29 protein-coding genes are annotated in these 25,034 nt (G+C 62.1%); 11 read left to right on the forward strand and 18 right to left on the reverse strand.

The features are described from left to right. Nucleotides 1-22: 22 nt before the first annotated feature. From KHP60_RS02735 to KHP60_RS25605, 4 genes are all read right to left on the reverse strand, one after another. On the reverse strand, nt 23-658 hold the full coding sequence (locus KHP60_RS02735) for a hypothetical protein (RefSeq protein ID WP_213562036.1): 636 nt from the start codon (nt 656-658) through the stop codon (nt 23-25). 178 nt (nt 659-836) lie between these two features. Beyond that, on the reverse strand, nt 837-998 hold the full coding sequence (locus KHP60_RS02740) for a hypothetical protein (RefSeq protein ID WP_213562037.1): 162 nt from the start codon (nt 996-998) through the stop codon (nt 837-839). Nucleotides 999-1,119: 121 nt separating this feature from the next. Beyond that, nucleotides 1,120-1,755: an SGNH/GDSL hydrolase family protein gene (locus KHP60_RS02745; RefSeq protein WP_213562038.1), complete on the reverse strand. Its 636-nt coding sequence runs from the start codon at nt 1,753-1,755 to the stop codon at nt 1,120-1,122. Then, complete coding sequence (locus KHP60_RS25605; protein WP_213562039.1) at nt 1,752-2,135, reverse strand: response regulator; 384 nt, start codon at nt 2,133-2,135, stop codon at nt 1,752-1,754. Before KHP60_RS25605 ends, KHP60_RS02745 begins: the two co-directional genes overlap by 4 nt. Nucleotides 2,136-2,276: 141 nt before the next feature. Here KHP60_RS25605 and KHP60_RS02755 point away from each other — a divergent pair, with 141 nt between their 5' ends. Next, entirely contained in the window at nt 2,277-2,513 is a 237-nt protein-coding gene (locus KHP60_RS02755) for a hypothetical protein (RefSeq protein ID WP_213562040.1), read from the forward strand. A gap of 20 nt (nt 2,514-2,533) precedes the next feature. Here the strand turns inward: KHP60_RS02755 and KHP60_RS02760 are convergent, their stop codons facing one another. After that, on the reverse strand, nt 2,534-2,800 hold the full coding sequence (locus tag KHP60_RS02760; RefSeq protein ID WP_213562041.1) for a hypothetical protein: 267 nt from the start codon (nt 2,798-2,800) through the stop codon (nt 2,534-2,536). A 132-nt stretch (nt 2,801-2,932) separates the two neighbouring features. On the opposite strand from KHP60_RS02760, the gene KHP60_RS02765 reads away from it, so the two are divergent. From KHP60_RS02765 to KHP60_RS02780, 4 genes are all read left to right on the forward strand, one after another. Continuing rightward, complete coding sequence (locus tag KHP60_RS02765) at nt 2,933-3,307, forward strand: SPW repeat protein (RefSeq protein WP_213562042.1); 375 nt, start codon at nt 2,933-2,935, stop codon at nt 3,305-3,307. A 69-nt stretch (nt 3,308-3,376) separates the two neighbouring features. Beyond that, nucleotides 3,377-3,559 carry a hypothetical protein gene (locus tag KHP60_RS02770; protein WP_213562043.1) on the forward strand — a complete coding sequence of 61 codons (183 nt, stop codon included), beginning with the start codon at nt 3,377-3,379 and terminating at the stop codon, nt 3,557-3,559. A gap of 76 nt (nt 3,560-3,635) precedes the next feature. Continuing rightward, nucleotides 3,636-4,757, forward strand: a complete 1,122-nt coding sequence (locus tag KHP60_RS02775; protein ID WP_213562044.1) for an FUSC family protein — start codon at nt 3,636-3,638, stop codon at nt 4,755-4,757. A 34-nt stretch (nt 4,758-4,791) separates the two neighbouring features. After that, a complete protein-coding gene (locus tag KHP60_RS02780; protein WP_213562045.1) occupies nt 4,792-5,601 on the forward strand; it encodes an alpha/beta hydrolase in 810 nt (269 codons plus the stop codon). A 4-nt stretch (nt 5,602-5,605) separates the two neighbouring features. Here the strand turns inward: KHP60_RS02780 and KHP60_RS02785 are convergent, their stop codons facing one another. Next, nucleotides 5,606-7,447: an adenine deaminase gene (locus KHP60_RS02785; RefSeq protein WP_213562046.1), complete on the reverse strand. Its 1,842-nt coding sequence runs from the start codon at nt 7,445-7,447 to the stop codon at nt 5,606-5,608. 521 nt (nt 7,448-7,968) lie between these two features. After that, complete coding sequence (locus KHP60_RS02790) at nt 7,969-8,352, reverse strand: response regulator (RefSeq protein WP_036351276.1); 384 nt, start codon at nt 8,350-8,352, stop codon at nt 7,969-7,971. Here KHP60_RS02790 and KHP60_RS02795 point away from each other — a divergent pair. Both KHP60_RS02795 and KHP60_RS02800 read left to right on the forward strand, forming a co-directional pair. Next, on the forward strand, nt 8,351-8,743 hold the full coding sequence (locus tag KHP60_RS02795) for a DUF3572 domain-containing protein (protein WP_213562047.1): 393 nt from the start codon (nt 8,351-8,353) through the stop codon (nt 8,741-8,743). The two genes, KHP60_RS02790 and KHP60_RS02795, sit on opposite strands and share 2 nt — an antisense overlap. Nucleotides 8,744-8,755: 12 nt before the next feature. Beyond that, entirely contained in the window at nt 8,756-10,024 is a 1,269-nt protein-coding gene (locus KHP60_RS02800) for a DNA polymerase IV (RefSeq protein ID WP_213562048.1), read from the forward strand. Between the two features lie 10 nt (nt 10,025-10,034). Here KHP60_RS02800 and KHP60_RS02805 read toward each other — a convergent pair whose 3' ends face one another. After that, the gene (locus tag KHP60_RS02805; protein ID WP_213562049.1) at nt 10,035-10,874 is read right to left on the reverse strand and encodes a cell envelope integrity EipB family protein; all 840 of its coding nucleotides are present in this window, start codon (nt 10,872-10,874) and stop codon (nt 10,035-10,037) included. Nucleotides 10,875-11,114: 240 nt separating this feature from the next. On the opposite strand from KHP60_RS02805, the gene KHP60_RS02810 reads away from it, so the two are divergent. The 3 genes from KHP60_RS02810 (at nt 11,115) to KHP60_RS02820 (ending at nt 13,623) form a co-directional block, all read left to right on the forward strand. Further along, nucleotides 11,115-11,585, forward strand: coding sequence for a RidA family protein (locus tag KHP60_RS02810; RefSeq protein WP_213562050.1), 471 nt, complete (start codon nt 11,115-11,117; stop codon nt 11,583-11,585). Beyond that, a complete protein-coding gene (locus KHP60_RS02815) occupies nt 11,582-12,334 on the forward strand; it encodes a glycerophosphodiester phosphodiesterase family protein (protein WP_213562051.1) in 753 nt (250 codons plus the stop codon). The genes KHP60_RS02810 and KHP60_RS02815 overlap by 4 nt, the downstream gene beginning before the upstream one ends. A gap of 113 nt (nt 12,335-12,447) precedes the next feature. Next, nucleotides 12,448-13,623, forward strand: a complete 1,176-nt coding sequence (locus KHP60_RS02820) for a GNAT family N-acetyltransferase (protein WP_213562052.1) — start codon at nt 12,448-12,450, stop codon at nt 13,621-13,623. Here KHP60_RS02820 and KHP60_RS02825 read toward each other — a convergent pair. From KHP60_RS02825 to KHP60_RS02845, 5 genes are all read right to left on the reverse strand, one after another. Then, on the reverse strand, nt 13,620-14,201 hold the full coding sequence (locus KHP60_RS02825) for an NADPH-dependent FMN reductase (RefSeq protein WP_213562053.1): 582 nt from the start codon (nt 14,199-14,201) through the stop codon (nt 13,620-13,622). The two genes, KHP60_RS02820 and KHP60_RS02825, sit on opposite strands and share 4 nt — an antisense overlap. A gap of 240 nt (nt 14,202-14,441) precedes the next feature. After that, nucleotides 14,442-14,693 (reverse strand): hypothetical protein, encoded by a 252-nt coding sequence (locus KHP60_RS02830; protein WP_213562054.1) that lies wholly within the window; start codon nt 14,691-14,693, stop codon nt 14,442-14,444. Further along, entirely contained in the window at nt 14,690-17,155 is a 2,466-nt protein-coding gene (gene clpA, locus KHP60_RS02835; protein ID WP_213562055.1) for an ATP-dependent Clp protease ATP-binding subunit ClpA, read from the reverse strand. Before clpA ends, KHP60_RS02830 begins: the two co-directional genes overlap by 4 nt. Before the next feature lie 30 nt (nt 17,156-17,185). After that, the gene (clpS, locus tag KHP60_RS02840; RefSeq protein WP_249688464.1) at nt 17,186-17,578 is read right to left on the reverse strand and encodes an ATP-dependent Clp protease adapter ClpS; all 393 of its coding nucleotides are present in this window, start codon (nt 17,576-17,578) and stop codon (nt 17,186-17,188) included. 261 nt (nt 17,579-17,839) lie between these two features. Beyond that, on the reverse strand, nt 17,840-18,175 hold the full coding sequence (locus KHP60_RS02845) for a phasin family protein (protein WP_213562056.1): 336 nt from the start codon (nt 18,173-18,175) through the stop codon (nt 17,840-17,842). Nucleotides 18,176-18,430: 255 nt separating this feature from the next. Between KHP60_RS02845 and KHP60_RS02850 the strand changes: the two genes are divergently transcribed. After that, the gene (locus KHP60_RS02850; RefSeq protein ID WP_213562057.1) at nt 18,431-20,017 is read left to right on the forward strand and encodes a D-alanyl-D-alanine carboxypeptidase; all 1,587 of its coding nucleotides are present in this window, start codon (nt 18,431-18,433) and stop codon (nt 20,015-20,017) included. Nucleotides 20,018-20,096: 79 nt separating this feature from the next. Here KHP60_RS02850 and KHP60_RS02855 read toward each other — a convergent pair whose 3' ends face one another. From KHP60_RS02855 to KHP60_RS02875, 5 genes are all read right to left on the reverse strand, one after another. Further along, nucleotides 20,097-20,807, reverse strand: a complete 711-nt coding sequence (locus KHP60_RS02855) for a DnaJ domain-containing protein (protein ID WP_213562058.1) — start codon at nt 20,805-20,807, stop codon at nt 20,097-20,099. A gap of 84 nt (nt 20,808-20,891) precedes the next feature. Next, complete coding sequence (locus KHP60_RS02860; RefSeq protein WP_213562059.1) at nt 20,892-21,599, reverse strand: glutathione S-transferase N-terminal domain-containing protein; 708 nt, start codon at nt 21,597-21,599, stop codon at nt 20,892-20,894. A gap of 95 nt (nt 21,600-21,694) precedes the next feature. Further along, the gene (locus KHP60_RS02865; RefSeq protein ID WP_213562060.1) at nt 21,695-22,051 is read right to left on the reverse strand and encodes a hypothetical protein; all 357 of its coding nucleotides are present in this window, start codon (nt 22,049-22,051) and stop codon (nt 21,695-21,697) included. Between the two features lie 356 nt (nt 22,052-22,407). Continuing rightward, complete coding sequence (locus KHP60_RS02870) at nt 22,408-22,845, reverse strand: DUF1489 family protein (protein ID WP_213562061.1); 438 nt, start codon at nt 22,843-22,845, stop codon at nt 22,408-22,410. A 54-nt stretch (nt 22,846-22,899) separates the two neighbouring features. Continuing rightward, nucleotides 22,900-24,876 carry an acetyl/propionyl/methylcrotonyl-CoA carboxylase subunit alpha gene (locus KHP60_RS02875; protein WP_213562062.1) on the reverse strand — a complete coding sequence of 659 codons (1,977 nt, stop codon included), beginning with the start codon at nt 24,874-24,876 and terminating at the stop codon, nt 22,900-22,902. Nucleotides 24,877-25,034: the final 158 nt, after the last annotated feature.

A 25,034-nucleotide genomic window follows, 5' to 3' on the forward strand; every position in this document is an offset into this window, starting at 1 on the left:
AGCCGGGGCCGCCTTCGATGTTTCAGCGGTACACGCCTTCGATCCGACGGATATGCCTGACGTTTCGTCGACCGACCGAGCCGGTTGTCACCACGTCGCGACGAACGGCTCGCACCACGCGACCACGGTCCCGATAAACGACACGCGTTACGGTACGAGGCTGGCGATAGACAACCCGTGTCCTATAGACCGGCTCGCGATAGACCACACGGGTCCGATAAACAGGGGCAGGCCGGTAGACGACCCGGGTGACGGGAGCCGAGTAGTAGCCGTAGGACGGGTAGCCGTATCCATCGGCCGGGTAATTATAGGCTGCCGGATAGCCGTAGCCGTACCGGTACCCGTAGGCTGGATAGCCGCCATATGGGTAACCGTAGCCATAGGCAGGAGTAGCTGCGGCGGTGATCAGACCACCCAGAACGGCGCCACCGATCAGGCCGGCGGCAAGCGCACCGCCCCCGCCCCAGCCGCCACGGCGGTAGTAGGTGGGATAGTAGCCGCCACGCCAACCACCGCCACGCCAACCACCGCCACGCCAACCACCGCCGTGCCAACCACCACCGTGCCAACCGCCGCCGCGCCATCGCTGGGCTTCAGCAGAGCCGATGCTCGCAACGGTGATCGCAGCCACACCTGCCAGTAACGCTAGCTTTTTCATGACCAACCTCATGAGAAGTGGCAAATACCCTTCAATAACAAAATAATTCGGAAGCCTGAGCTTTGGTTCGCAGCTTGGCCGATGAACGCGCTTCTTTCTTTAGAGAATTCAAGGGTTTCTGAACAGATTGTCAGAATTTCTTGCGGTTTCTGGACGGGAAGGTTCGCATAGCCAACCACTAGGTTGAAGTCTGGGAGCAAGTGATCCGGCTGGTTGCCTCGCGCCACACCGCCTTGCGCCGCTTGGCCAGGGCAAGATCCTGTCCGTGCTCGAAGGCAACAGGATCGAGGAAGACGACGAGATCTTCGATCCGCCGGTCCTGAGTATCGGGTTTTTCCATCTTTTGCCCTCAGCGTAGACATCGTTCTCCGACGCGGACGGAAAGAACAGGCAGGCCGGCGCGGAGTTCCGGGCGTCGGCGTCCGGCGGGTGCTCGGGCTTTCCCGTGGCGCGCCGGCTACTCAACGAGCATAGACCTGAGAGCGCGGAAAGATCGTGTTTCCGGCCACGACCTGTGCAATCACGCCAGCGATCTTGTCGCCTCCCTTGGCGGAGGGCTCGATAGGATTTGCGTAGTCGTCGGGCTCGTCGCAGATCAGGCGAAGGTCGATGAGGTGGAGCCTGCGGGTGAAAGCCTCGCGGGTAATGACATCGTTGAAAATCGACAGGGCCGTCACGACGAGACGCTGCTCCTGTGGCTCAGGGAAGCGCGCGTCGTAGATCGTGCAGAGCGCCGTCGGGAGCCGCCGCTCCAGGATCGCATCCAGCATGGCGCGATAGTTGCGGGCGAATTCGTCCCGCACGTCCGCGAATCTCGTCATCACCTCCGCCACCGAACGAGCCTGTTCGCGCAGGATTCCGCTGTTGCGCAGGGCATCGTTGCCGCCGACGCTCACGACAAGATGGCTGGCGTCGGCGGGCGTTCGCGGCACCTGATGTGCGACTCCCGTCGTGACGGCTCCATCGACCGCGCAGAGAGTCGCCTTCGAGCCTGAGGGGAGCTTGGCACGGACCTGCGCCACCACGTCAGGCTCGCCACGACGCACATAGGCGCCATTGTCGAAGATGCTGTCGCCCAGGAGAACCACGTGGGTCATGAGTCTCTCCCGAGCAGCCGGTTCAAAGTCGAAACGAGATGAGTCGTCAGGTAGGGCTTGGCGATGAACTCACCGCCTTCCGGTACAGGGCCCGATGTCGCATCCGAATGACCCGACATCAGCACCACCGCCACGTCCGGCCAGTGAATGCGCGCCCTCTCCGCCAGTTCGACCCCGTCCATCTTTCCGGGAACATGAGCATCGACCACGAGGCCCTGCACGGCCGAGCTTTTTTCGAGGAATGCCACGGCCTCGTCCGAGTCTGCGGCCTCCACAACCTCGAAGGAAGCCCCCCGCAGGTGGTCGGCAACGGCTTGGCGGATGGTCGGCTCCTCGTCCACGAGCACGATCAGAGGGGATTGCTGTTGTATCGAAGGCACTCGTGCTCCTCCATCAGGGATGGAAACCGTGCCGGCACAACTTGGCGCAAGCGGCCTTGTTCCGGATGATCCGTGTGAGGAACGTCGCGTCCCTGGCAGACGTTGATTCACTAGCCCGAAAGCGGGCCGAGGAGAGATCAGATGCTGGAGACATTCAGAGTATCCGCACTGACGATGGTGCTGATGGCGTGGAGTGCCATCGCCGTAGCCCAAACAACCCCAGGGGGCACACCTGGAGGCGCGACAGCCCCGCCAGCAGGAACCACGACCGACGCCGCAGACGGTGGAATGAACTGGCTCTGGATCATTGCCTTGATCGCGGTGGTGGCCGTCCTGCTCTTCTACTTCCTGGGTCGCGGCCGGAGCACCCGGATCTGAAGGCCAAGTCCCCTCAGCGGTCACGCCGACGGTGGGTCCCCGTCTGCTCGAATGAAGGAGCTGAAGTTTTCGAGCCAAGATACCAGCCACAGCTCCAGGGCTGTTTTGGCTGCCTGTTCCGTCGGCCCATAACCCCAGGCATCCTCCTGCAGGGGCGTCGACCAGATCCAGAATCTGTTGCTACCGTCGTAAGCCACGCTTCCCACCTCGATGGGGCCGACGAAACCGACATGGCGGTTGAGCGGCACACCGGCCACCTGGTCCTGCTGCCACCGAATCCTGCTCATCCGCCGCTCTGCCTTTCGCTCCTTGCGAACTAGAGCACGCCCGTCTCCGCACAAGCTGCCTCGAACAGGGCAAGGAACAGCCCGTATCAGAACAACGTTGGTGCGAACGCGATGGAGCAAGGGGATGTCGGCATGCGTTTCATACCCACCAGTGTACATGGTGTGATCGACTATCTCTGGGGTCTGGCGCTCCTCGCGGCCCCGTGGCTCTTCGGCTTTGCCGATGTGCCGGCAGCGAAATGGACAGCCGTGACCTTCGGTTTAGGTGCGATCCTGTACTCCGCACTCACCGCCTATGAGTTCGGCGTTCTCAAAATTCTGCCGGTGTCCCTCCACCTCATTCTCGATGGGATCGGCGGGGGCGCGCTCGCTGCCTCCGCGTTCCTGTTCGGCTTCTCCGATCAGGTCTTTTGGCCGCATGTTCTCTTCGGCCTCTTCTCCGTCACGGCCAGCCTCGTCACCCGCATGGAAACGATGCTGCCGACCGGCCACCGGGAGCCTGTCTAGAGATTGGGACTGCTCGGTTGACCAAGGCGTGCGAGAGGCGCAGCATCGGGGCTCTCGAGGGAGGCGCCCATGTTCGAACAAGCTGTCCAAGTGAGCGAGGCGTTCCGCGAAAGTGCACGGCAGATGCACGGGTCGCTTCATATGGCGCTGAAAGGCTGCCCCGAATGCCGGACAACACAGATGATCGCATCCCCCGTTCTGGGTATCTGCGAGGATTGCGGTTCGGGTCTGGTCGTGCTGCCGCGCGAATAGGGCACGACGAAGCAGGTCGTCTTTCCCGTAGCGGGGCCCGTGAACCGCCCTCTATGCTCTGCGGCCGGAGAATCGCATGGCATCGTCTGGGTGGATCGAACGGATACGCAACCGCATCGGAGCGCGTCCCGCGGAATTGAAGCTGGCGCTGCGGGTCACCATCGCGGGCATCTGCGCCTATGCCGTCACGAAGATTTTCGATCTGCCGCAGGGCTACTGGGCCGTGATTACGGCCGTCGTCGTCACGCAGGCAAGCGTCGGCGGGTCGCTCAAGGCTGCTGTCGAACGGTTCAGCGGCACCCTCGCCGGGGCGATTTATGGCGGCCTGATCGCTGCCCTCGTGCCCCATACTACCCCTCTGAGCTTGGGAATGGCCATCGCCCTGGCGTTGTTTCCATTAGCGCTTCTGGCAGCGGTGAACCCTGCGTTTCGGGTCGCACCTATCACCTCGCTCATCATGCTTCTGCCGCCCACCGGGCAGGCCATAGGCCCCCTTGCCTCCGCGCTCGATCGGGTGCTGGAGATCACACTCGGCAATATTGTCGGTGTGGCGGTCTCCCTCCTTATCCTGCCGGCACGAGCGCATACCCTGATGACCGACGCTGCGGCCAAGGTCGTGTCCCTGAACGCCGAGCTGTTCTCCGTTTTCATCGAGGAGCTGGCGGCCACCCCACAAGGACGCGCGCCCCTTCAGAAGCTCCACCCCCAGATCCGTTCCGCCTTGAAGAAGGCGGAGGCGGCCGCCGAAGAGGCCGCGCGGGAAAGACAAAGCCACCTGACGGAAGCCCCCGATCCGGAGCCGCTCATCCGTACGCTCTATCGGGTGCGTCATGATCTGGTGATGATCGGCCGCGCGGCCTCCACGCCCCTGCCGGTTCCGATTCGGGAGAGGCTCGGCCCTTCTCTCATCGCCCTGCATGAGGCGACTCGCGCTCTGCTCCTCGATCTCGCGCAGGCACTTCAGCATCGCAAGGCCCCGCCCGAGCCCCATGCCTTTCAGGAAGCCCTGAATGCCTTCAGCAGCGAGGCGGAAGCGCTTAGGTCAGAGGCTCTCACGCGTGATCTGCCAGGGAAAACCTTCGGACAGGTCTTCGCTCTGGGCTTCGCGTTCGAGCAGTTCCAGAAGGACTTGAGCGATCTTCTGCTCCGCGCAGACGATCTCACCCTGGAGCCCGCCCACAAGGCTGCGGAGACTTGAACCGCTCGTGGCTCGAAAATCCTGGTCGGCACCAATGTGGCTCTTCTACCTGATCCTCGGGATCGCGCTTCTTTACGCAGGCTTGGTGCTGATTGCGGCGCTGCTTCAAACGAAGATGCTTTTTCCTGTGCAGATGGCGGCTGCAAACCGACCATTGCTGCCGCCATCAGCCGAACGGCTCGAGACGACGACACCCGACGGCCACCGCTTGATCGGAGTTCGGCTGGGAGCTCCATCAGATCGGAGGCCCTCCCTGCTCGGCTTCGGCGGCAACGCCTGGAATGCGGATTCCATGGCGCTTTATCTTCATGGCCTCTTTCCCGACCATGAGGTAATCGCCTTCCATTACCGGGGCTATCCACCGAGTAGCGGCGAGCCGAGCGCGAAGGCTCTGTTCGACGATGCTTTGACGATCTTCGGCCATCTCCAACAGGAGCGGCCGCGCCCCGTTATTGCAATAGGCTTCAGCATCGGCAGCGGCGTTGCATCCTTTCTGGCGCACCACCGTCCTGTGACCGGACTGATCCTCGTCACCCCGTTCGATTCCTTGAGAGCATTGGCGAAAGAACATTTCTCCTGGGCGCCGACAGGACTGGTTCTGCGCCATCAGATGCCTGTCATCGATCTGGTGAAGGAAAAGCAGACGCCCACCGCAATCATTGTCGCCGGCCGTGACACCATCGTCCCGGCGCGCCGCAGCGATCCCCTGCGGCGCGCCATCCCCAATCTTATTCTCGATCGAACGATTACGGATGCAGGCCACAACAATCTTTACGATCATCCGGCCTTCGCGTCCGCGATGCGCGAAGCGGTGGCCCTGTTCGAGGTTACCGCTCCGCGCTGAACGCTCACTCCTCGTAGAGCGGCACCAGCTCCATCTCCGGCACGAGCACCAAGCCCTTGTCGGTGATGCGGATCTCGGGAATGACGGAAAGCGGGATGAGATTGAAGCCCATATAGGGAATCCTGCAGCCTGCCTTTTCCCACGCAGCCTTCAGGGCGCGGGTTTCCTCGGCGACTTCCGTCACTCGCTTGTCGGAGAGAAGCCCCGCGATCGGAAGCGGCACCATGGCGATGACCTTGCCCTGATCCACCAGGCAGACACCGCCTTGCGCCTTGATGATGGCATCGAGGGCCACCTGCATATCGTCCTCATTCGTCCCAGCCACGATCAGATTGTGGGAATCGTGCCCGACGCTGCTTGCAACAGCACCGCTCTTCAGACCGAAATCCTTGAGAAGACCATGGGCGATGCCGCCCCCGTTCGTGCGGCCGTGGCGTTCGATGACGGACACGAAGGTGAGCTCGTTCTTGGCGAGCAGCGTATCCCAATCCGTCTCGGGCTCGAGCTGCACCTTGTCATGGAAGAGCACGATGCCCGGCAACGCGACGCGGATCACATTAGCCTCAACGGCCGACGTGGGCAGTTCCGGGATCAGCTTCGGCCGCTCGGAGACATGGACCGTGCGGTACGCCTGGGCGGGATAGCGGTAGCGGTTGGAGAGTGCCTGATCGAGCACCGGCGTGATCTTTCTGTTTTCGACCACGAGTTCGCCACCATACCAGGTGTTCTGCACTTCGAGCGCGTCGTTGAGCAGCACGACGTCCGCGCGGCGTCCGCCGCCCAGGCCGCCGATCTCTCCCTCCATGCCGAAGCGCGTGGCCGGGTGGAGCGAACCCATGCTCCAGGCCTGCTCTCGGCTCATGCCTGCGCGGTGGGCTTCGCGCGTCACCCAATCCATGCCGAACATCATCAGGTCGTCCGCATCGCGGTCGTCGGTGCATACGCAGATGCGCTTATGCGAGGAACCCAGTTCCGTGATGGTCTTGATGGCCTCGGGCAATGAATGCCATGGCGTCGTAGGTGGGCCGCCACGCAGGAAGATCCATACGCCCGCATCGAGCAGATCGTCGGCGATGTCGCGGTCGATCGCTTCATGCGTATCGGTGACGCCGCTTGCCGCGTAAGCGGCCACGAACTCACGTCCATAGATGTGGCCCGAGACTGGCTTGCCACGCTCCAAGGCGGCCGCGAGGATCGCGTGGCTGCGCTCGTCCCCCATGGTCACGGGTACGAAATCCATCTTCTCGCCGAGGGCCGCCGCCTCCGGCCAGCGGTCGAAAAGAGCTGCGATCTTGTCCGGCGTGAGGTCACCGCCCGCCGTTTCCAGGTCCGGCGTGGTGGCGGGCACCGTGCTCGGCACCGTGAGGAAGATAGACAATGGCGCTTGGCGCGCGTCCTCCAGCATCATCTCGATACCGGCGGCATCCATCACGTTGCCGATCTCGTGACTGTCGCAGAAAATCGTCGTGGTGCCGTTGAGGAGCGCCGCCTCCGCATAGGCGCAGGCCGTGATCATGCTGCTCTCGATGTGGATGTGCGGGTCGACGAGACCCGGGGCGACGATGCCGCCCATCGCATCATACACCCGGCCCGGTGCTCCATCGACCTCGCGATACGCACCGGCAGGCTGCACGGCCGCGATGCGCCCTCCGGCGACCCAGAGTTCCCGCTCCGGCGCAATACGTTCGCTATAGGTCGAAAGCACACGGGCGCCCGTAATCACGAGATCGGCGGGAGCCCGACCGGAAGCGACATCCGCGAGGCGTCGGGTCATCACCGACAGGGGAGCGACGGAAAAGCGGGTCAGCGCCGTCTTGGGCGGCAGCGAAGGTGTACGATGGTCCATGATCCCTCATCCCGTTTGGACAATATTGTCCCAGGGTAGCAGGGCGGAACGGCAACTGCATCCCGGAACGGCCATGGGGCGCGCCTTCCCTAGCGGCGCCCCCTTATCGTTAAGCTTGTATGGAACAGGGAGGCATAGCGATTCGATAGTATGTCGGGACGCCTGGCTGAAACCTATGGATGGCGGCACGCAAAACAAAAGGCGCCTTTCGGCGCCTTAAGGCAGAAAACTGAAAAGAAGTGGTGGCCAGCTGGGGACAGCGTTGAGGAGGCAACGATCTGCCCCCAGGCTGGCCGAGCCCCCGAACTCCCAGGAGATGCGGCGGACCTGAGCATCCGTAGGGCATTACGTCCGCTTTAAGGCGGAGACTTGGGCTGAACGTATAGGAAACATGGAACGATGCAAGCGCCGATGTGGCCAAAAAGCGGCATTTTCCAAAAAAACTTAAAGGCAAGTCATGTCAAAGGGATGACTCGCTCTTTTGAAGCTTCTGCTCGGGTCATGCCATGGATTCGACCCAGTTATGACGGCTTCCCATCGGCTTCCAGATAAGTTTTCACGGTCGCGATGAACTTGGAAACCGAGATCGGCTTTGACATATAGGCCTCGCAGCCCCCTTCCCTGATCCGTTCCTCGTCCCCTTTCATGGCGAAAGCCGTAATGGCGATCACGGGAATCGACTTCAGCTCGTCATCGGCCTTGAGCCAACGGGTCACTTCGAGGCCTGAAACCTCAGGCAACTGAATGTCCATGAGGATCAGGTCCGGCTTGTGAGCCCGGGCCAGTTCCATGGCTTCGATGCCATGGCTGGTCTTCAAGGTCGCATAGCCATGGGCCTCGAGGAGATCGTTGAAGAGCTTCATGTTGAGTTCGTTATCCTCAACGATGAGCACAGTCTTCTTCATGGGCGCTATCCCCGGGGCCCCAGATGTACTTCATCGGCCCAATGGTTCATTTGATGGTATAGTTAAGTCCAAACCTATTGATGAAATGCAAACTGACAGAATGAACACTCCCTTAAAAAGAGTTACCCGCGAGGAGGCCGAAAATGTCGCACTCGGCGCTTTTTCGTTCCTTACGGGCGACGAGGAGCGGCTGAGCCGATTCCTGGCGGTCTCGGGCCTGCGCCCCGAAACCATCCGTTCGGCCGCATCGTCCCCTGGATTCTTCGCCGGGATCCTCGATTATGTCGTGTCCGACGAGCCGCTGCTGATCTCGCTCGCCAAAGAGCTGAACACCAAGCCAGAGCACATCATGGAGGCCCATTGGACCCTCTCTCCGTCCGAGTTCGAATAGCCCCGACGACCCATGAGCGACGCCCCTCTCTGCCGTGACTGCCTGACGCTTTCAGCCAGCCCCCTGGCGGAGCGGTGCTCGGCCTGCGGGTCCCCTCGCCTTCTGCGGCACAAGGAGCGCGACAGCCTCTCCATCGCCCATGTGGATTGCGACGCTTTCTTCGCGGCGGTGGAAAAGCGGGACGATCCAAGCCTCGCCGACAGGCCGGTGATCATCGGCGGTGGCAAGCGCGGCGTGGTCTCGACCGCCTGCTATGTCGCGCGTACCTACGGCGTACGCTCGGCGATGCCCATGTTCCAGGCGCTCAAGCTCTGCCCCCATGCCACGGTGATCAAGCCCAACGGCGATAAGTACAGCAAGGCCGGACGCGAGGTGCGCCAGCTCATGCGAGAGCTGACACCGCTGGTGGAGCCCGTCTCCATCGACGAGGCCTTTCTCGACCTGACCGGGACGGAGCGGCTTCATCACGGCAGCCCAGCCCTGACCCTCGCCCGCTTCGCCCGCAAGGTGGAAAAGGAGATAGGAATCAGTATCTCCGTCGGACTCTCCTACAACAAGTTCCTGGCCAAGATCGCCTCCGACCTTGAGAAACCCCGCGGTTTTTCCATCGTCGGACGAGAGGAAGCCGCCGACTTCCTTGCGGACAAATCGGTCGGGATCATTCCCGGCATCGGCGCATCGGCTCAAAACAGGCTCGCCAAGGCCGGGGTGACACGGATCGCGCATCTCCGCGACGTGCCGCTGAAGACCCTGTTCGAGGCCCTCGGGCGCGACTCTCAGCGCCTGTCCCGGTTGGCCTGGGGTGAGGATCGCCGGTCGGTCAACCCGGAACGCGAGACGAAGAGCATCTCGGCGGAGACCACTTTCGAGACGGATTTGCGCTCCTTCGAGGATCTGGAGCCGATCCTGTGGCGGCTCTCGGAAAAGGTCTCCCGTCGCCTGAAGGCGGCTGGCCTAGCCGGGCAGAGCGTGACCCTGAAGCTGAAAGACAGGGATTTTCGGCTCCTCACGAGAACCCGGTCGGGCCTCGCCCCGACCCAGCTCGCCGCCCGGCTCTTCGATCCGGCGCGGCAGCTCCTGAGGGCCGCCTGCGACGGCACTGCCTTCCGCCTCATCGGCATCGGCGCCGCCGATCTCTGTGATGCAGCCGACGCCGACAAGGGCGATCTCGCGGATCAGAGCGTGGTGCGGCAGGCCCATATGGAGGCCGCCATCGACAAGCTTCGCAACAAATTCGGCGCAAACGCCGTGCAGAAGGGGATCGTGCTGCGCAAGCCCTAGACTCCACGATCTACTGCTGACAGGAGCTCGGCGCCTGCACGTCCAGGCTCTTCAGGTCGCCCTTCAGGGCGAAGTCCCCGTAATCGAGCTTCAAGGCGCGGCTGATCCCGTTCTCGTAGAGCTCGAAGGAGATCGTATAGACGGGCGTCCGGTCGGCCTTGCCTTCCTCGAAGTAGCTGATCGTCACGGGCCAGCGCGCGACCGAGGCGAGCTTCCCGCCCTGAACGACATCCTCCAGAGAGGCCGTCGCCGCGCCCGCCTCGATCTTGCGGCCGATCAGACCCAGGGTGTCGTAAACCTTGTCGCCCTTGTTGGAACCGTCGTAGACCTTCACGGAAAGAGTGCTGTCCCCCCGTCGCCCCGCCTCGATCAGGCGCTTGAGGTGCTCGGTCGGGAACACGGTCTCGCCTGTGGCTTCGAACGCCTTTCTCTTCGGCTGCTTCAGATCGACGTTGAGGCTCCCCTGGGGCGTGATCTTGGCGTCACCGTCGACCTCGCCATCCTTGATCATGCCCTGCCGGAGCGATGTGGACTTGAAATGCATGGAGCGGCCATCGCCCGTCTCGTAGGTCGCGGTCTGTATGTCGAGGGTGTTGGACCCCGACTCGCTGCTGTTGAGGATCGTGACCTGCCGGTATTTCAGGGTGTAGCCGTCGCAGGCGTCACCGCCGAATTCCATGGCAATGCGACCCCTTGCATTCTCGACTCCATTGGAACCGCCGACCCTCAGAAGCGAAAGGTCGTAGACCGCTCTGTGGGGCACAAGTTGAACAGAAGGCTTTGGCGTCTCCGCGAAAGCCGGCGCCAGAAAAGCCATGGACAGGCCAGAGGCTACAACAAGGAACCGCATTTCTTCTCCCGATCCGACGCTAGGGCACCGGACCCAAAAGTGGAACCCACTTTTAGGATCGATCCGATGCTCAATCCCTTCAGCAGCGCATCTGTCGGTGCGGAAAACCGGGTCTCCATTTTCCGCATGATGCGCGAGCCAAGATAGGATCCTCCTGCGGACAGGGCAATGTTCCCGCTTGCGTCCTTACGGCTCATCCGCCACTACTCCGTCCGGATGATGTCACGGAACGAGGCTTCCATGAGCGCAGTCGACAAAAAACTTCAGGAACTGGATATCACTCTTCCGACGCCGGCTGCACCGGTTGCGAATTATGTCCCATTCGTTCGGACCGGAAACCTGATCGTCGTCTCGGGGCAACTCTGCCTCGGCCTCGACGGCAAGCTATCCGACGCCCACAAGGGCAAACTCGGCGCGGAAATCTCACCCGAGGTCGGCCAGGACGCCGCACGCCTGTGCGCCATCAACCTGCTCGCCCAGCTCAAGGCCGCCGTGGGCGATCTCGACAACGTCACCCGCTGTGTCCGCCTGGGCGGCTTCATCAATGCGGTGCCGACCTTCGCGGCCCTGGCTCCCGTCATGAACGGCGCTTCGGACCTGATGGTGGAGGTCCTGGGTGATGCCGGCCGCCATGCCCGCTCCACCGTCGGGGTCGCGGAATTGCCCCTCGATGCCTGTGTCGAAGTCGAAGGAATGTTTGAAGTCAAATGAGCACACCGAGCTGGCTCGTCGCGAAGCCCATCGCCCATCGCGGCCTCCATAACAAAGCCGAAGGCATCATCGAGAACACGATCTCGGCCGCGGAAGCCGCCATCGCGCGCGGCTTTCCCATCGAGCTCGACGTTCAACTGACCGCCGACAACGAGGCCGTCGTCTTCCACGATTTCGAGCTCGACCGCCTCACGGGCGAGACCGGGCTGCTGGTCGAGCGCAGGATATCCGCTCTGACTGGGATCGGCATCTCAGGTGCCGCGAAGGGAGACAAGATTCCGTCGTTCAAAGACTATCTCGGCACGATTGCCGGACGCACGCCCCTGGTCATCGAGATCAAGAGCAAGTTCAACGGCGATATGCGGCTGACGAAGCGGGTCATTGAGATTCTGGCCGAGTACAACGGCCCCTTCGTCGTGAAGTCGTTCGATCCGGATATCGTGGCGTATCTCCGCGAAAACGCGCCGCACATCACACGCGGGTTCATCGGAGAGCTGGAATATGCGTCCAAGTCGGACAGCTACCTGACGCCCGAGGCCAAGCACCGGATGGCGAACCTGCTGCATTTCTCCGAGACGCAGCCGCACTTCCTGTCCTGGCGCGTCAAGGATATCCCCTGTGCTTCGACTCATCTCAGCCGGATCCTGGGCAGCCTGCCCGTGATGACTTGGACGGTGCGCAATCCTGAGGACCGCGCCAAGGCCGAAAAGCACGCGGACCAGATGGTGTTCGAGGACTTTCTGCCATAGAGCATTGCTTCGCGCGGAGTGCCGAAGCGGCTTTTCCGCACGATGCCCGATGGTTGCAAGGATCTCGCTGAGTGATTAGCTCTTAACGCCTAACGGCGGGATCCTTCCACCCAGTGACACTCCAAGTCAAAATTGCCCAAGGTCTCAAGGCGGTTCCGTCCTCCGACTGGGATGCCTGCGCGATCGGCACCGGCACGGGCGATGACGATCCGTTCAACCCGTTCGTGTCTCATGCCTTTCTGTCCGCACTGGAGGATTCCGGCTGCGTCGGGGGCAAGACCGGCTGGGGGCCTGTTCATATTCTCGTCGAGGATGAAGCTGAGAATCTGCTGGGTGCGGCCCCCTGCTATCTGAAGTCCCATTCCATGGGCGAGTACGTGTTCGACCATTCATGGGCGGATGCCTATACCCGTGCGGGCGGCCGCTATTATCCCAAGCTCCAGGTCGCGGTTCCGTTCACGCCGGTCACGGGCCCCCGCCTCATCGTCCCGCATGGATCCCGATCAGCGGAGGTCCGCTCCTATCTGATCGCTGGTCTTAGAGCCTTGAGAGACAAGACCGGGGCTTCCTCCATTCACGCCACCTTCGTGCAGGAAGCGGATCTCGGTGCCCTGACCGCAGAGAAGTTCCTGCAGAGGGACGACCAGCAGTTCCACTGGTTCAATGACGGCTATGGCAGTTTCGAGGACTTTCTGGCTGCCCTTGCGTCACGCAAGCGCAAGGCCATCCGGCGCGAGCGGCGCGATGCCCTGGCAAACGGCATCTCTATCGACTGGGTGACCGGGAGCGACATCGAGGAGGCCCATTGGGACGCATTCTTCTCGTTCTACATGGACACGGGTTCGCGCAAGTGGGGGCGGCCCTACCTCAATCGCAGCTTCTTCTCCCTTCTCGGCGAGCGCATGGCCGACAGGGTTCTGCTCGTCATGGCCAAGCGCAACGGACGGCATATCGCGGGCGCCATCAACTTCATCGGCGACAAGCGGCTCTACGGACGCAACTGGGGATGCATCGAGGATCATCCCTTCCTGCATTTTGAGGTCTGCTATTACCAGGCGATCGAATTCGCCATCACCCGCAGGCTCGACCGGGTCGAAGCCGGAGCCCAGGGGGAGCACAAGCTCGCGCGCGGCTACAGGCCGGTGATCACGTCCTCGGCCCATGACATCGCCGATCCTTCGTTGCGCCGGGCGGTGCAGGACTATCTCGACCAGGAGCGTCTCTACGTGTCAGAGGCTGCGGAAGAACTGGCGGAGGCTACCCCGTTCCGGCACACGGATCAGGATTAGCGTAAGGACGCGGATGCGTTCTGCCGCGCAGCCCGAACGTAGGCGGTGTAGCCTTCGAGATACTTGCGGAGCTGGTCCTCGATTTTCTGATCGGCGAAGGTGCCGTCCTGGTTGAAAACCGTCTGCGCACGCGACACCATCAGGCGCCCGCCGGCCCAGAAGTCTGCTTTCAGCGTTCGCAGGACCGGAAGCCACGCATTCTGGGACAGGATGGTGCCGAAACCGCCCGGCGACGCGCCGATGACAGCCACTGGCTTGCCGCCGAAAACGCGCTTGATGTCCGAGTCCGGCCGGGAGAGCCAGTCGATGGCGTTCTTGAACACGCCCGGGATGGAATTGTTGTATTCCGGTGTGACGAGGAGCAGGCCGTCCGAAGCGGCGATGGCATCTTTCAACTCGGTGACCCGCATAGGAATCCCGTCGTTGACCTCGACATCGCCATCGTAGAGCGGGATTCCCTTGATCGTTTCGACCACCAGTTCTGTGTTCTCGGGCATCAGGCCCGCAGCGTTTCGCAGCAAGGCGGAGTTATAGGAGGCTTGGCGCAGGCTTCCCGAAATGCCGATCAGTTTCGTCACCGCGTCCTCATTGTCCGTCAGAAGGCCACACCGTGGGCCTGGGGTTAGGCTGAGCGTCGCTTATCCACGTTTTAATCCGATGCTCCAGGCTCCGGAAATGGTCCATTCAAACCAATGGAAGCCTGTTTCTTGGTCCAAAGCGACTGATGCTCCCTTAACGTAGTCTATCAAATAGAAAGCCGCATCGGCATGTGGTCCGATGCGGCCAGATAGCAGAGTCGGGTCCGGGCTGGGCCAGCCTCAAAGGCTGGAGATGATCGCGTCGATCCCTTCCATGATCGCGGCCGGCGATGTGCCGACGGCGTTCAGGCCGATGTTCAGAAGCCAGTAGCAGCCAAAGATGATCACCGGCACGAGGATCCAACCCAGGATTTCCTCGAACCACACGCGCCGGCGACGACGCAGGTAGCGCTTTTCGCGCCATGACAGCCTCGCCGGAGCGTCCAGGGTCCGGGACGCCTCAAGCGGTCCCTCGTGAATCTCACTCGTCATGCTCTAACCAACGGAACTTTCGGGACGGTGCGAACACCTCCGCCCCCATTACCATCGGATCCCTTCGGTTTCACGGCCTTTTTCGTCTTCGAAGAAGCGGACTTGGCCTTGGGCTTCTTCTTAGCGGCATTCGTCACGTCCTTCTCGGGCTTCGGCTTCACCGGCCCTTCGACGTATTCGAAACCGAGGCTCTGCAGACCGATATCGTCCGTCTTGACCACGACGCGGACGGCTCCGCCGTCCTTCAGGCGGCCGAAGAGAACCTCGTCCGCGAGCGGTGTCTTGATGGTCGACTGGATCAGGCGACCCATCGGGCGGGCGCCCATGGCTTCGTCATAGCCGTGCTCGACCAGCCAGTCGCGGGCCTCGTCGGTGAGCTCGATCGAGACGTTGCGGTCGGCAAGCTGGGCGTCGAGCTGCATGACGAACTTGTCGACCACCTTCTGCACCACTTCCTTCGGCAGATGAGCGAAGGAGATGATCGCGTCGAGACGGTTACGGAACTCGGGCGTGAACAGCTTGTTGACCGCCTCCGTATCGTCCCCCTCGCGCTTTGTGCGGGTGAAGCCGTAGGCCGGGCGGGCCATGTCGGCGGCCCCCGCATTGGTGGTCATGATAATGATCACGTTACGGAAATCGACCTGCTTGCCGTTGTGATCCGTCAGCTTCCCGTGGTCCATGACCTGGAGCAGGATGTTGAACAGATCCGGATGGGCCTTCTCGATCTCGTCAAGCAGAAGCACGCAATGTGGATGCTGGTCGATCCCGTCGGTCAGGAGACCGCCCTGGTCGAAGCCCACATAGCCGGGAGGAGCGCCGATCAGGCGGCTGACCGTGTGCCGCTCCATATACTCCGACATGTCGAAGCGCAGGAGCTCGACGCCGAGGGACGTGGCAAGCTGCTTGGCCACCTCGGTCTTGCCGACGCCCGTGGGACCGGCGAACAGGTAGGAGCCGATGGGCTTTTCCGCATCGCGCAGGCCGGCGCGAGCCAGCTTGATCGCCGAGGATAGCGCCTCGATGGCCTTGTCCTGGCCGTAAACAACGCGCTTCAGGGTATCCTGCAGATGCGCAAGCACCTCCGCATCGTCCTTCGACACCGTCTTGGGCGGGATGCGGGCCATGGTGGCGATGGTCGCCTCGATCTCCTTGATGCCGATGGTCTTCTTGCGACGGCCCTCGGGAAGCAGCATCTGCGACGCGCCGGTCTCGTCGATCACGTCGATCGCCTTGTCCGGCAGCTTCCGGTCATTGATGTAGCGGGCCGACAGCTCCACCGCCGCCTTGACGGCTTCGTTGGTGTACTTGAGCTTGTGGAAGTCCTCGAAATAGGGCTTCAGGCCCTTCACGATCTCGATGGCGTCCGGCACCGAAGGCTCGTTAACGTCGATCTTCTGGAAGCGACGCACGAGGGCCCGATCCTTCTCGAAATACTGGCGGTATTCCTTGTAGGTGGTCGAGCCGATGCAGCGGAGGCTGCCCTGGGCGAGCGCAGGCTTCAGAAGGTTCGAGGCATCCATCGCACCACCGGAGGTGGCGCCGGCGCCGATCACCGTATGGATCTCGTCGATGAACATGATGGCGTTCGGATGCGCTTCGATCTCCTTCATGACCTGCTTCAGGCGCTCTTCAAAGTCGCCACGATAGCGGGTACCGGCAAGGAGCGTTCCCATGTCGAGGGAGAACACGGTGGCACCTTTCAGGACCTCCGGCACCTCGCCCTGGACGATCTTGCGGGCCAAGCCCTCCGCGATGGCAGTCTTGCCGACGCCCGGCTCGCCGACGAGGAGCGGGTTGTTCTTCTGGCGGCGGCACAGGACCTGGATGGTGCGCTGGACCTCGGATTCACGGCCGATTAGCGGATCGATCCGACCTTCCTTCGCCTTCTTGTTGAGGTTGACGCAGTAAGCCTCGAGCGCGTCGCCCTTTTTCTTCTGGCGCGCGTCGCCCTCGTCCTGCGTCGGACGCTCGGTGGAGGGCTCCTCCTCGGATCCGCGCGGGGAGCGGCTTTCCGTGAGGCCTGGGCGCTTGGCGATGCCGTGGCTGATGTAGTTGACCGCGTCGTAACGGGTCATGTCCTGCTCCTGCAGGAAGTAGGCCGCGTGGCTCTCGCGCTCGGCGAAAATGGCCACGAGCACGTTCGCGCCGGTCACCTCGTCGCGGCCGGACGACTGGACATGGATCACCGCCCGCTGGATCACGCGCTGGAAGCCGGCCGTCGGCTTGGAATCCTGGCGTCCATCGGCCACGAGATTGGCCAGCTCGCTGTCGACATAATCGACCAGGTTGCGGCGAAGAATTTCGATATCGACATTGCAGGCCCGCATGACGGCCGCAGCATCCTGGTCGTCGATCAGGGCCAGGAGAAGGTGTTCGAGGGTTGCATATTCATGGCGGCGCTCGCCCGCGAGAGCGAGAGCTCGGTGAAGGGCTTGTTCAAGACTGCGAGAAAAGCTCGGCAACGGCTTGTCCTTTTATGAGACGGGGCTCGGCTAATTCTTTTCCATGACACATTGCAGAGGGTGCTGGTGCTTCCTGGCGAAATCCATCACCTGGGTCACCTTGGTCTCGGCAATTTCGTAGGTAAAAACTCCACATTCTCCCACGCCATTCTGGTGTACGTGCAACATGATCCGGGTCGCATCCTCACGGTTCTTGTTGAAGAACCGCTCCAGCACGTGCACCACGAACTCCATCGGGGTGTAATCGTCGTTCAAGAGGAGAACGCGGTAAAGGTTCGGCCGTTTCGTGCGCGGCTTGGTTTTCGTGATGATAGCCGTGTTCGAACGACCGCCATCGTCGCCTCCAGGGGGCTGTGACCCGCCGGCAGCGGATACCGGAAAAGATTCCGACAGGGTCAAAGTACCTTGAGCTAACCGCAACATAGTCGGACGACCGCCCCTTCTTGTGTTCTTGGCCTCGACCTCCGGTCCGTCCTGTTTCGGGCCATCGGCAACAATCCAAATGTATAGTCGCTCCATTCGGTTTGCCAGATCAACCAGATGGGTGGTCGCAGTCTTCAAGAAAAGAGCGACATCTTGGTCACTCCTGCGCGAGCGGAAGGCCCAGCCCTAGATGCATGGCAGCCCCAACGCAAAACGCCCGGGACAGGCCCGGGCGCGTCATGAGACAAGACTGATCCCGCCTTAGGCGGTCGTGGCCTTGGAGAGGAGCCCCTCGTAGGGCTTCATCGTCTCCGTCGCGAGAGCTGAGTAGAGCGAGCCCATCTTGGCCGTCTGGCTGACGAGACTGTCATAGGCGCCTTTTACGAAGGCGGTCTGGATTTCAACGGCCTTGTCGAGGGTCTGCACGCCGAGGAGCTTCTCCACAGTTGCCGAGGTCTGCTCGAACGATTTACGGGCGAAATCCGCCGTCTCGGTGGCAATCGTCTGGCTGTTACTGGAGAAGGCACCCAAGGCCTTGACGGTAGCATCCAGGTTGTCCTGGCCGAACTTCTGGATCTGGGTAAACGGCTGAAGCATTGTGAACCTCGGCAATAACGAGTTAGATGACGGATGGCGCCGCTGGATAGCTGACGAACCCATTATGTGCAGTGCACAAAAATTTGTCAAGTTTCATTGTGCAATGCACAATAAGCCGACCACTCCATTCGCCCCCGTTAACCGCCCCGTAACCGCAACCTCTTACCATCGGAGGGTGTGTTGTGCCGGTAACGGTTCCTTCGAGAGAGCCGGGCGCAAGGGCCTAAGAACCAAACGAAACAGGGATTTTGAAGCATGAATTCGGTTTGGATGGGACGCCGAAAGACATGGGCTCTGATTGGTATTGTCGTGTCAGTTGCCGTTGCGATCGCATCCCCTGCGGACGCGGCACGTCGCAAGGCCAAGTCGTCCGGTGGTGGCTACAGCCCGCTTTCCGCCTCCATCGTCGTCGATGCAAAGACCGGTAAGATTCTGCAGGGCGAAAATATTGACGAGCCGCGGATCCCGGCGTCGCTCACCAAGGTGATGAGCCTCTACCTGCTCTTCGAGCAGCTCGAGCGGGGCCGTATGCGCCTGGATACTCCCCTCACCGTTTCCGCCTATGCCGCCAGCCAGCCGCCGACCAAGCTGGGGGTCCGTCCGGGATCAACCATCAAGGTCGACGATGCCATCAAGGCCATGGTGACCCTCTCCGCCAACGACGTTTCCGTCGTGGTCGCCGAGAACATCGCCGGCTCCGAAGATGCTTTCGCCCAGATGATGACCCGCAAGGCCAGGGAGCTCGGCATGAGCTCGACGGCGTTCTACAACCCCCATGGCCTGCCGCACTCCCCGCCGAACATCACGACCGCCCGCGACCTGTCCGTCCTCGGCCGCGCGATCCAGGACCGCTTCCCGAAATACTTCGCCTATTTCCAGACCCGCTCGTTCCAGTACGGCAGCCGCACCATCCGTGGCCATAACCGGCTGCTCGGCAAAATCGAGGGCGTGGACGGAATCAAGACCGGTTATACTCGCCTCTCCGGCTTCAACCTGCTGACCTCGGTGAATACCGACACCCGCAGCATTGTCAGCGTGGTGCTCGGCGGCCGCTCTGGCGCTTCCCGCGACCAGAAGATGGCCTCGCTCATCGCCTCTCATCTGCCTCGCGCCTATGCGGGCACCCGGACTGCTCCTGCCGTGTTCGAGAACCAGCCTGCCCTGGTGGCTGAGGCCCCGGCCCCGCGGCCCGTCGAGACCTCGCCCGTCGCGGCTCCTGTGAAAGTGGCGTCTGCTACCCCGCAGGCCCCCATTGCTCAGGCCTCGACGCCCCAGGCTGCACCCGCGCGTAAGCCGCTCGACCTGAACACCTTGCGGCCGGTCGTCGCCTCGGCCTCGGGCGCCAGTTCGACCACCACTCCCTCCTCCGTGCGGTGGCAGAAGGGCCAGGAACCGCTGCCGCTGAACGCCCAGGCCTATGCCGCTCTGCCGGCTCCAGCCCAGATCCCCGCCTCCCAGAAGGCTGCTCTCCAGGCCAGGATAGAGGCAAGGGCCGTCGAGCCCGCGCAGGGCTCTACCGTCTCTGCGGAGACCAAGACAGCCTCCCTCAAGACTGAAGCTCCCAAGTCGGAGGCGGCCGAGCCCAAAAAGGTGGTGAACGGCTGGGTGATCCAGCTCGGTGCCACGGATGACGAGGACAAGGCGAAGGCGATGCTCGACTCCGCCCGCGGTCGCTTCGGCAAGGTTCTCGGAAAGGCCTCACCCTTCACCGAAAAGGTGACTGTCGAAGGCAGCACGCTCTTCCGCGCCCGCTTCTCCGGCTTCTCCGAGTCCGATGATGCGGCGAATGCGTGCAAACAGCTTAAAAAGGCTGGTGTGAACTGCTTCGCCTCGCGCGGCTGAGCTGACATAGAGAACCCTGCGACGGTGCGTGTGTTTGCGCCGTCGCAGCTTGAAGACAAACCGGATCGCGCGTGGAGTATCAGCGATGTCGGCCCAACAGGACTTCTCTCGCCTCGTTGACGCGAGCCGCGAGGTACGCCGTCCCTCCTTGGTCGGGATGGAGTTTCTTCATCAGCGTCCGGTGCGCTTTTCGGACCTCGTCGAGGCTCGCACCAGGCTGAAGCCCCAGGATCTGATAGGCTTCCTCTTTCGTCATTACGCCCGAATGCGCATGGGTGCGCGTCCGCGTGTCACGATCTCCATGAGCGTTTTCACGCCAGCCGGTAAACCGGCGATCAAGATAAGCCTCTAGGAGTGGTATGCCCTGTGGATCATGGGCACAGCATTCGTCATAGACACGGCTCAAGCTCTGCGGGTCCAGGCTCGAGAGGCGGCGCCCCGCGAACGCCCCTACCAGGATGGTGCCTTCGACAGCGCCGGTCGTGTGGTCGATCTCCATCTCGATCATGGCCGATCGGATGCGGGAAAAGCGGCCGGTCGCCTGCTGGAATTTCCGCCAAGGCCCCGGGAGGTTCAGGGCATTCCAGCCCAACGCCCAGGCTCCAAAGCCGCCAAGGAGAAGGGCCATATCGAAGCGTCCTTTGACCCCTAGAAGCACGGCCGCACCCAACGCCGCGATACCTGCCACGACCTTGAGGCTTTTCGCCAGGGTCTGGGCATCGGAGCGCGTATAAGACTTGGCGAGCCACCACAGAAGCGCGACCGCCACAATTCCAAGAAGCAGCATCATCGTTTTCTTCCCCACCCCAACATGTGGGCCGAGATGGGGCCGATGTAAATCGGCAGCTTGAAGAATGAAGCCTGCGCTGAAGGCCTAATCAGGCCGTTTCGGACTATCGAGGCCGCGCTGGACCGCGGGACGAGCCAGTCCGCGCTCCAGCCAGGCCGGGACACGTTTCAGGCTGTCGAACTCCACGAGTTCTCCCGCGCCGTAGAAGCCGATCAGGTTGCGGACCCATCCGAGCAGGGAGATGTCGGCGATGGTGTAGTCCTCGCCCATGATCCAATCGCGCCCCTCGAGCCTCGTCTCCAGCACGCCGAGCAGGCGCTTGGATTCGTTCCGGTAGCGTTCAAGCGGGCGCTTGTCCTCGATCTCACGGCCGGCGAACTTGTGGAAAAATCCGAGCTGACCGAACATCGGCCCGACGGCCGCCATCTGGAAGAAGACCCATTGGATGGTCTCGTAGCGCCGCGCAGGATCGGATGGCAGGAACTTGCCGGTCTTCTCGGCAAGGTACAGGAGAATGGCGCCGGATTCGAACAGAGGCAGCGGTTTACCGCCAGGTCCGTCGGGATCGATGATGGACGGGATCTTGCCGTTCGGGTTCAGGGACAGGAACTCAGGGGTCCAAGTTTCATTCTGGCCGATATTGATGAAATGCGGCTCGTAGGGAAGTCCGGTCTCTTCCAGCATGATAGAGACCTTTACCCCATTGGGCGTGGGCGTGGAATAGAGCTGGATCCGGTCGGGATGCTGGGCCGGCCAGCGGGTCGCAATCGGGAAGGCTGAGAGATCGGCCATGGGAACTCCATCGTCGGGGTGAGTCGTGATGGAGCAATGCTAGAGGGACAGTCTCCGCTTGCAAACGCGAAGCCCAGGACTGCCCCGATCAAGGTTCAATGCAGCAATCCGGCTCGGCTGCGCTGACTTTCCCGTTCCCAGGCCTGGACGACGACACCGTTGATGCCGGAATCGTGGAGCCTGTCGCTCAGATCGATGAAATGACGCTCGGTGGCTTCGACGTCGAATTCGATCTGCTCGTCTTCGGCATGTTCGAGTTCCGAAGCGGCGTATCGCTCGTATGCGGCCGACATCTCGGCATAGGCAAAGGCGACGGGAAGCGTGCGGAAAATGGTGGAGAATTCCTCGTCCAGCTCGCCCGTAGTCAGATCGCGCATTTGGACAAGATAGCCGTCGTCATGCTCGCAGACCTCGTAACGCCAGTGCCGGCCTTCGGATGCACACATCAGCATCGGAACCTCCACTCAACTGAACTGCTGAGCCAATGCTATTCGACGCGGCGCGGTTCCAAGAGGATCCCCAGCTAAAAAGTCTAACGGCGTCCAGTGACTTCCGCGCGGATACGTCCCCCGATCCGGACCTGAGTACCATTCCCCAGATCGATGAAGCCCTGGCTGCCCCTAACGGAATCCTGTCTCTCGACTTCCGATCGACGGTCCTGGAAACGATCCCTGCATTCACGCAGCTGAAGGACCCGCCCATCAGGCATGCGGCACTCTTTCGCAAGTGCAAGACCGCTCCCAGAAAAGAGAAGAGCTGCAGTCACACAGAGAAGCCTCATCGAACCATCTCCCAAGATTCACATAGGTTACAGGAGGCCCAGCTCGGCCAGTTCCCGGCGCATGTGTTCCGGCATCCTGGCAAGATCACCGGTTTTCAGGTCGATGTCACGCGGGGTCTCTTTCGCAACCAGATAGCGCCAGCCCTGGAACGGCCGGCAGGGACGCGACTCGACTGCAACCACCTTCGGCTCCAGCACCAGATGGCAGCGACCGATGCCATCGGAATCGGTGAAGGGGCGGACGGCCAGCAGCCTCTGGCGAGCCGCAACCTGCCCCTTGATCACCCAGAACAAGGAGCCGCCATCGAGCAGTTCGTCCGTCCGCTTGGGAACCATGCGAGTGGTATGCGTCTGCTCGTACTCACGCCCGAGGCGCCGATGCAGCGCGCGGTTCTCCTCGATCCACTCTTCGAGATCCGTAATCGAGTCGCAGCCGACGCAGAGTTTGATCAGGTGAAGTGCCATATCCGTTTTCAACCACGCGCGTGCCAGATCAGTCATCTGGCGATGCGCCGCAGGTTACTCCTCCGTCTTGAGCACGATCAGGCGTGCGCCCTCCGCCACTTGCGCCCCCGGCTCGGCGGCGATCTCGGCCACCTCCGCATCGGAGGGCGCCACCAGCACATGCTCCATCTTCATCGCTTCCACAATCGCGAGCCGCTGACCCTTCTCGACCCGGTCGCCGGGCTGTACGAAGACCGCGATGAGCTTGCCGTGCATCGGCGCCTTGACCGTCCCGCCCTCGTCCATGTGCTCGAGATCGACATCGAACGGATCGTAGGTCTGCACGAATGTCTGGCGTCCATTGCGGATGATGTAGACGCCGTGCGGTGCTTCCACCTCGCGGTCGGTTTCCTCATTGGCCCACGGATCGCTGTTGCCGAAGGCAACGGTGCTCGCGCCAGGATGCTCGCGGCTGAATACCTCGCGGGCCTCGACACGTTCGCCGTCAACGCGCAGCGGAACGCCGACGCTGCGTAACCCAAGAAGCTGAAAACCGTCCGGCATCGACCAGGGCGACGACGGCTCATCGCTTTTTTGCAGCTCGGCCATACGCAGCCGCTCGATCTCCCGTGAGATGAGCGCGGACGCGCCGAAGGACACGGCGACCTCGTCGATCGGCTGAGGTCCGACCCCGAGATCCGCAGTGTTGCGGTCGATGAAGCCGGTATCGAACGCCCCTGCCCTGAAGCCTTCGGCCTCACACAGCTTCTTCAGGAAGGCCGCGTTGGACTTCGGGCCTGCAACGATCGTTTGCCCAAGCGCTTCGGCCAGCTTGTCCAGGGCCTCCTCGCGGGTCGCGCCGTGGGCGATGACCTTCGCGATCATGGGATCGTAATAGGGCGTGACCTCGGCACCCGCTTCGACGCCCGTATCGATGCGGATACCCTCGCTTTCCGGAAATTCGAGAGCCCAGAGCTTGCCCGTCGAAGGCAGGAATTCCTTTTCCGGATCCTCCGCATAGAGGCGTGCCTCGACCGCGTGGCCGTCGATGGCGAGATCCTCCTGCGCGAATGGCAACGCCTCGCCCGAGGCGACACGGAACTGCAACTCCACGAGATCGAGCCCCGTGATCGCTTCGGTCACCGGATGCTCCACCTGGAGGCGGGTGTTCATCTCCATGAAGTAGAACCGGTCGGGACGGAGCCCCTCGCGACCGTCTGCAATGAACTCGACGGTGCCGGCTCCGACATACCCGACCGCACGGGCCGCCTCGACGGCTGCCTGCCCCATCACCTGGCGCATCTCCGGGGGCATCCCGGGAGCCGGGGCCTCCTCGATCACCTTCTGATGGCGGCGCTGGAGCGAGCAGTCGCGCTCGAAGAGATGCACCACGTTGCCGTGGCCATCGGCGAAGACCTGGATCTCGATATGGCGTGGCGAAAGGATGTATTTCTCCACCAGCACCCGCGGATCGCCGAATGAACTCTGAGCCTCACGCTGGGCGCTCTCCAGCGCCGCGTCGAAATCGGCCGCCTTCTCGACCCGTCGCATGCCTTTGCCGCCGCCGCCGGCAACCGCCTTGATGAGGACCGGATAGCCGATCTCATAGGCCTTCTGACGCAGGAAGTCAGGATCCTGCTTCGAGCCGTGATAGCCGGGCACGACCGGCACGCCCGCCTGCTGTACCAGCGACTTGGCCGCATCCTTCAGGCCCATGGCCTTGATGGCGGAGGCCGGAGGCCCGACGAAGACGATACCGTTTGCTGCACAGGCCTCGGCGAATTCGGCCCGCTCGGAGAGGAAGCCGTAACCGGGATGGATGGAGGCCGCGTTGGTCCGCCTGGCGACCTCGATGATCCTGTCGATCCGGAGATAGCTCTCTCGCGCAGGAGGAGGACCGATGAGGTGGGCCTCGTCCGCCATCTGCACGAAGAGCGCTTCCGCATCGGCCTCCGAATAGACCGCGATGGTACGCATTCCCAGGCGCTGGGCGGTTCGGATGATACGGCACGCGATCTCGCCGCGATTGGCAATCAGAACACTCTCGAGCATTTCCATCCCTGTTCCGGCGATCCTGTCTGGTTTTGGTAAACCTAGAGCAAACCTCAAGCGCCTTGTCACGTCTTAACAGCCGGCTTGCGCACCCATCCAGCAATCTCATGCCCCTCCGAGGCGAGGTGATTTTCAAACGCAACCTTGTGCAACTCTCC

It is taken from the genome of Microvirga sp. 3-52 (assembly GCF_018383585.1).
GTDB lineage: Bacteria > Pseudomonadota > Alphaproteobacteria > Rhizobiales > Beijerinckiaceae > Microvirga.

Bases quoted from the DNA above. Each gene is read 5' to 3' on its own strand.
- KHP60_RS02735 (WP_213562036.1), bottom strand. From the start codon at position 658: ATGAAAAAGCTAGCGTTACTGGCAGGTGTGGCTGCGATCACCGTTGCG.
- KHP60_RS02740 (WP_213562037.1), bottom strand. From the start codon at position 998: ATGGAAAAACCCGATACTCAGGACCGGCGGATCGAAGATCTCGTCGTC.
- KHP60_RS02745 (WP_213562038.1), bottom strand. From the start codon at position 1,755: ATGACCCACGTGGTTCTCCTGGGCGACAGCATCTTCGACAATGGCGCC.
- KHP60_RS02755 (WP_213562040.1), top strand. From the start codon at position 2,277: ATGCTGGAGACATTCAGAGTATCCGCACTGACGATGGTGCTGATGGCG.
- KHP60_RS02760 (WP_213562041.1), bottom strand. From the start codon at position 2,800: ATGAGCAGGATTCGGTGGCAGCAGGACCAGGTGGCCGGTGTGCCGCTC.
- KHP60_RS02765 (WP_213562042.1), top strand. From the start codon at position 2,933: ATGCGTTTCATACCCACCAGTGTACATGGTGTGATCGACTATCTCTGG.
- KHP60_RS02770 (WP_213562043.1), top strand. From the start codon at position 3,377: ATGTTCGAACAAGCTGTCCAAGTGAGCGAGGCGTTCCGCGAAAGTGCA.
- KHP60_RS02775 (WP_213562044.1), top strand. From the start codon at position 3,636: ATGGCATCGTCTGGGTGGATCGAACGGATACGCAACCGCATCGGAGCG.
- KHP60_RS02780 (WP_213562045.1), top strand. From the start codon at position 4,792: ATGTGGCTCTTCTACCTGATCCTCGGGATCGCGCTTCTTTACGCAGGC.
- KHP60_RS02785 (WP_213562046.1), bottom strand. From the start codon at position 7,447: ATGGACCATCGTACACCTTCGCTGCCGCCCAAGACGGCGCTGACCCGC.
- KHP60_RS02795 (WP_213562047.1), top strand. From the start codon at position 8,351: ATGGGCGCTATCCCCGGGGCCCCAGATGTACTTCATCGGCCCAATGGT.
- KHP60_RS02790 (WP_036351276.1), bottom strand. From the start codon at position 8,352: ATGAAGAAGACTGTGCTCATCGTTGAGGATAACGAACTCAACATGAAG.
- KHP60_RS02800 (WP_213562048.1), top strand. From the start codon at position 8,756: ATGAGCGACGCCCCTCTCTGCCGTGACTGCCTGACGCTTTCAGCCAGC.
- KHP60_RS02805 (WP_213562049.1), bottom strand. From the start codon at position 10,874: ATGCGGTTCCTTGTTGTAGCCTCTGGCCTGTCCATGGCTTTTCTGGCG.
- KHP60_RS02810 (WP_213562050.1), top strand. From the start codon at position 11,115: ATGAGCGCAGTCGACAAAAAACTTCAGGAACTGGATATCACTCTTCCG.
- KHP60_RS02815 (WP_213562051.1), top strand. From the start codon at position 11,582: ATGAGCACACCGAGCTGGCTCGTCGCGAAGCCCATCGCCCATCGCGGC.
- KHP60_RS02830 (WP_213562054.1), bottom strand. From the start codon at position 14,693: ATGACGAGTGAGATTCACGAGGGACCGCTTGAGGCGTCCCGGACCCTG.
- clpS (WP_249688464.1), bottom strand. From the start codon at position 17,578: ATGTTGCGGTTAGCTCAAGGTACTTTGACCCTGTCGGAATCTTTTCCG.
- KHP60_RS02845 (WP_213562056.1), bottom strand. From the start codon at position 18,175: ATGCTTCAGCCGTTTACCCAGATCCAGAAGTTCGGCCAGGACAACCTG.
- KHP60_RS02850 (WP_213562057.1), top strand. From the start codon at position 18,431: ATGAATTCGGTTTGGATGGGACGCCGAAAGACATGGGCTCTGATTGGT.
- KHP60_RS02855 (WP_213562058.1), bottom strand. From the start codon at position 20,807: ATGATGCTGCTTCTTGGAATTGTGGCGGTCGCGCTTCTGTGGTGGCTC.
- KHP60_RS02860 (WP_213562059.1), bottom strand. From the start codon at position 21,599: ATGGCCGATCTCTCAGCCTTCCCGATTGCGACCCGCTGGCCGGCCCAG.
- KHP60_RS02865 (WP_213562060.1), bottom strand. From the start codon at position 22,051: ATGCTGATGTGTGCATCCGAAGGCCGGCACTGGCGTTACGAGGTCTGC.
- KHP60_RS02870 (WP_213562061.1), bottom strand. From the start codon at position 22,845: ATGGCACTTCACCTGATCAAACTCTGCGTCGGCTGCGACTCGATTACG.
- KHP60_RS02875 (WP_213562062.1), bottom strand. From the start codon at position 24,876: ATGCTCGAGAGTGTTCTGATTGCCAATCGCGGCGAGATCGCGTGCCGT.